Below are 4,198 nucleotides of genomic sequence, written 5' to 3'. Positions count from 1 at the left end.
ACCGGATCAGCGATCCGGTGCCGGCGCCGGGTCAGCGGCGCGTCCAGATCTGGTTGGCGGCGCCGGTGCAGGTCCAGAGCAGTACGAGAGTGCCGTTGGTGGTCAGATTACGGTCGACGTCGAGACACAGACCGGACTGGTTGCCACGGATGGTCCCGTCGGCCTGCAGCGTCCACTGTTGGTTGGCGCCGCCGTTGCAGTCCCAGATCTGGGCCTTCGCTCCGGCCGTCGCATTGACGGGAGCGTCCAGGCACTTGCCGAGGGACTGCAGCGTCTGACCGGAGACCGTCCAGCGCTGGTTGGCCCCGGTGCCGCAGTCCCAGATGACCGGCTGGGTGCCGTTGGCGGTGGTGCTGTTCGGGACGTCCAGGCAGCGTCCGGACGACGAACTGACCAGAGTGTTCGCCGTCGGGGTGGTCGTGCCGCCGCCGCTGACCCGGAAGACGACCGTCCCGTGGGCGGGCACAGCGGCGCTGATGGTCCCCGAGGTGGTGGTGACCGCACCGGTCCACGCCTCGGTGAGGGTGAACGAACTGCCGGACTTGCCGACCGCCGCGGCGCTGGTGGTCATGGTGGCGGTGCCGGAGCCCGGGTTGTAGAGCGCCACCGCCACGTCACCGTTGGCCAACGGTTTGGCCAGCACCCGGCGTCCACTGTCGTTGGCGACCTGGGCGCCCTGGCGACCCAGGCTGTCCTGGTTGATGGCGATCAGCCGGCTGTTCTTGAGGATCGTGGACGTCGCACTGTCCATCGACCGAACGTCGTTGCCGGCGATCAGAGGGGCCGCCATGACCGCCCACATGGCGAAGTGTGTGCGCATCTCGGTGTCGGTCATCCCGCCCCGGCCGACGACCATCATGTCGGGGTCGGTGAAGCCACCGGGCCCGGCGTACGAAGCCAGGGGCACCGTGACGTCGATGATGTTCTTGACGCCCATCGGGTAGCCGTTGGTGTTGCCGGTGTCCCACCGGTTGGTGATGTCCTCGGTGGTACGCCACATGTTGGCCACGTCGGTCCAGTTGCGCTGCGGCCCCGTACAGCAGTGGAAGCTGTTGGAGTTGATGCTGAGCACGATGGGCCGTCCGGTGGCGCGCAGCGCGTCGCGCATCTTGGCGAAGGTGGCGACCTGGTCGTTGATCGTGCCGCTGCCGTCGCAGTAGTCGTACTTGAGGTAGTCGACACCCCAGGCCGCGAACTGGTTGGCGTCCTGGACCTCATGACCCCGGCTGCCGGTCGCACCGGGGTAGCCGCCGGTGGCCTGTGCGCAGGTCTTGGCCCCGGGCACCTGGTAGATGCCGAACTTCAGCCCGCGGGCGTGCAGATAGTCGCCGAGCGCCCGCATGCCCGAGGGGAAGCGGGACGGGTTGGCCTGCAGGTTGCCGGCGCCGTCGCGGTTGGGGTCGAACCAGCAGTCGTCCACGACCACGTACGAGTAGCCGAGGTCCCGCATTCCGTTGGCGACCAGGGCGTCGGCCGTCTGTTTGATCAGCGTCTCGTTGATGTTGCACCCGAAGGTGTTCCAGGTGTTCCAGCCCATCGGCGGGGTCCGCGCCACGCCGTTGTCCAGCGCCCGCGCCGGCCGCGGTCCGATGGCCACGAGCGCCACGGCGATGGCCATGATCGCGAGAGCCACCACCGGAATGCCTTGCCGCCGGGCATGTTGAGATCGACGCACCTGCACGCTCCTTCGCTGCTTCTCCCCGTGATCGGGCAGCCGCGAAGAGGGGTGGTCCGTACGCAACGCGGCATTGAGGTTCAGCTATGTTAACCTTCACAATTCCGCGAAACGTTCAGGAAACATGACCGGACTTTTCGGCATGAGCGAAGCGTCCTCGCCGGCCTACGGCGAGAAAGTGTTACGAGCGGTGTCTCGTTCGCGTCGCGACTGGGCAGTCGTGCCCCTCCGGATCCCGCGACCGCTCGACTGACCCTGAGGCTGCACGGCGATGGCCGGGCGCGATGAGCGGTCACGCCCGGCCATCCGGGATCGGCCAACTTGTGTCGGGCCGCCTCACCCACGGGCCGCGCGTTCTCCGAGCGGCCCACTCAGGCAGACGTACCGGCGCAGCGCGGGTTCACCTCAGGCGGCGCTGAGGGTGCCTGGACAGCACCTCTAGTGCGCCTGGCCGGTGGAGGCGCTCGTGCCGCCGTCGACGGCCAGGACCGCCCCGGTGATGTAGCGGGCCTCGTCGCTGGCCAGAAACAGGACAGCCGGTGCCACGTCGGTGGGTTCGGCCAGACGGCCCAGCGTGATGCGGTTGATCGCCGCGGCCACCAGGTGCTCGTCAGTCACCGCCCCGGCGGTGAGCTCGGTGACGGTGAAGGCCGGGGCGACCACGTTGAGGCGGACGCCGCGGGGACCCCAGTCCAGGGCGAGCGAGCGGACGAAATTGGTGATCGCCGCCTTGGAGGCGTTGTAGGCGGATTGGCGCCAGTCCCCGCGATCGCCGGAGACCGACGAGATGGCGACCAGGTTGCCGCCGCTGCGCTCTAGGTGCGGCAGCACCGCCTTGGCCAGGTGGAAGAACCCGTCGATGTTCGTCGAGCGCAGCACCTCCCATTGGTCGTCGCTGAGATCGGTGATCTCACCCAGCGCGTGGGTGCCCGCATTGCTCACCACGACGTCGAGGCGGCCGAAACGGTCGACGATCTCCGCGATCAGCGCCCGGATCTGGGCGCTGTCGGAGACGTCGGCGCTGATCGCGTGGGCGCGATCCAGCGGGTGCCCGGCCAGCGTCTTCCGCAGCGCCTCCAACCGCCGGCCGGTCACGACGACGGTCGCGCCCGCTTCCAGGAACGCCGCGGCGATCGCCGCGCCGATGCCACTTCCGCCCCCGGTGACAAGCACTACGGAGTCCGTGAAATCAAAAGCTGAGGTTTTCATCCCGTCCTGCCTTTCTGTTGCCGGGTGTCACCGAGGACAGAACGGGCTGGTCCGATGTCGGTTCGGGCGCTGTGTCGGCGAACACCCATGAGCGACTTCACGGAACCTGATTGCGATCAAGGCTGCCGCCGGGACCGCGTACTTGAACCACCGGCCGACCGGAACGTCGATCGGTGCGGGGCGGAGACGTCCGCTCACCAAGATCGACGCTGGACGAGAGAGGACCGTTGCCGGATGACCGCACCGGATTACCGCCAGATGGCCGAGCAGGTGCGCAGGCTGACCGCCGACACCCAGCGGGCCCGGGCCGACTTCGAACGGGCCGAGGTGACCGGCTATTCGCCCGACGGGACGATCCGGGTCGTGATGCGCGCCGGACGGGTCCACTCCCTGGACGTCGGCCCGGACGCGATGAACCACGACAACGTTCACCTGGCGAGCCAGATTCTGACGGCGATTCGGCAGGCCGAGGAGCAGTCGGCTGAGCTGCTCGCCGCGCGGGCGGCCCCGGTGGCCGACGCGGTCGACAGGATGCGGGGCCTGTTCGGATGAGGCGTCCCCGAAGAGGAACTGTCCGGATCGGGTTCGATCCGGATGGATAAGAACTCGACCGCAAAAGAGAAGGGCGAACAATTTCATGTCGCAGCCGTTGTCGAGTCCGGACGTTCCGCCTGATGAGCCGGTGCCGCACCGGGGAGCGCGGACCGGTTTCGTCGGCGCGTTCGTCCGTACCGCGAGGCGCGGCGCGCAGACGTCCGCGGTGGGCAAGACGGCCGTCGGCGCGCTCGTCGTGGTGCTGACGGCGGGTAGCGTCGTCGGGCTGAGCGTGCTCTTACGCGGCACCGGCAAGACCGATACAGCGACCACGGCGTCGCAAGCCGCCGGTGTTGACGGCGGCGCCGGCGGTGGCTCGGGTCGCGTGGTGTCGTCGCCGTCCGCCGCCAAGCCAGTCGAGCCGGTGAAGACCGTACGGGTGGCCGAGCCGGGCGCGGAGGGCAATCACCGATCGGCCGGGCAGCCGGCCGGCGCGGGGACGGCGGCTGACCCCGTGTCCGACCGGGCCGCCGGGACGGGTCGAACCGGCACGACGACATCCACGGGCAAAGGCACGGGCACGGGTACGGGTACGGCGGCATCCACCACCACCAGCAGCACCAGCAACAGCACTCAGCGGGCCGTGGCCAAGCCGGTCACCTACCGCAATGTCGCCGGTCTCGGATGTGCCGTCAACGGCGCGTCGTACACCGAGAACGGCCGGTACACCAACGGCAACGCCGGCTGGTGGACGCTCGGCGGTGGTAGCTACACCGGTGA

At 69.0% G+C, this 4,198-nt stretch carries 3 protein-coding genes and 1 pseudogene; 2 read left to right on the top strand and 2 right to left on the bottom strand.

From position 1 onward, the window contains the following. Positions 1-31 precede the first annotated feature (31 nt). Both AB0J66_RS49685 and AB0J66_RS49680 read right to left on the bottom strand, forming a co-directional pair. Complete coding sequence (locus tag AB0J66_RS49685; protein ID WP_364676555.1) at positions 32-1,618, bottom strand: ricin-type beta-trefoil lectin domain protein; 1,587 nt, start codon at positions 1,616-1,618, stop codon at positions 32-34. Positions 1,619-2,113: 495 nt separating this feature from the next. Continuing rightward, positions 2,114-2,884 carry an SDR family oxidoreductase gene (locus tag AB0J66_RS49680; protein ID WP_364676552.1) on the bottom strand — a complete coding sequence of 257 codons (771 nt, stop codon included), beginning with the start codon at positions 2,882-2,884 and terminating at the stop codon, positions 2,114-2,116. Positions 2,885-3,118: 234 nt separating this feature from the next. Between AB0J66_RS49680 and AB0J66_RS49675 the strand changes: the two genes are divergently transcribed. Next, on the top strand, positions 3,119-3,436 hold the full coding sequence (locus AB0J66_RS49675) for a YbaB/EbfC family nucleoid-associated protein (protein ID WP_364676549.1): 318 nt from the start codon (positions 3,119-3,121) through the stop codon (positions 3,434-3,436). A 130-nt stretch (positions 3,437-3,566) separates the two neighbouring features. Further along, positions 3,567-4,198: pseudogene (locus tag AB0J66_RS49670) on the top strand (hypothetical protein); the annotation flags it as partial.

The sequence above is a fragment of the Actinoplanes sp. NPDC049598 genome (assembly GCF_040675435.1).
Taxonomy (GTDB): domain Bacteria; phylum Actinomycetota; class Actinomycetes; order Mycobacteriales; family Micromonosporaceae; genus Actinoplanes.
Note: the sequence above shows the minus strand (reverse complement) of the source record. Positions and strands in the feature narration are given on the sequence as shown.

What these genes read in the sequence shown, in the direction of transcription:
- AB0J66_RS49675 (WP_364676549.1), top strand. Translation starts at nt 3,119, where the DNA reads ATGACCGCACCGGATTACCGCCAGATGGCCGAGCAGGTGCGCAGGCTG.
- AB0J66_RS49680 (WP_364676552.1), bottom strand. Translation starts at nt 2,884, where the DNA reads ATGAAAACCTCAGCTTTTGATTTCACGGACTCCGTAGTGCTTGTCACC.
- AB0J66_RS49685 (WP_364676555.1), bottom strand. Translation starts at nt 1,618, where the DNA reads ATGGCCATCGCCGTGGCGCTCGTGGCCATCGGACCGCGGCCGGCGCGG.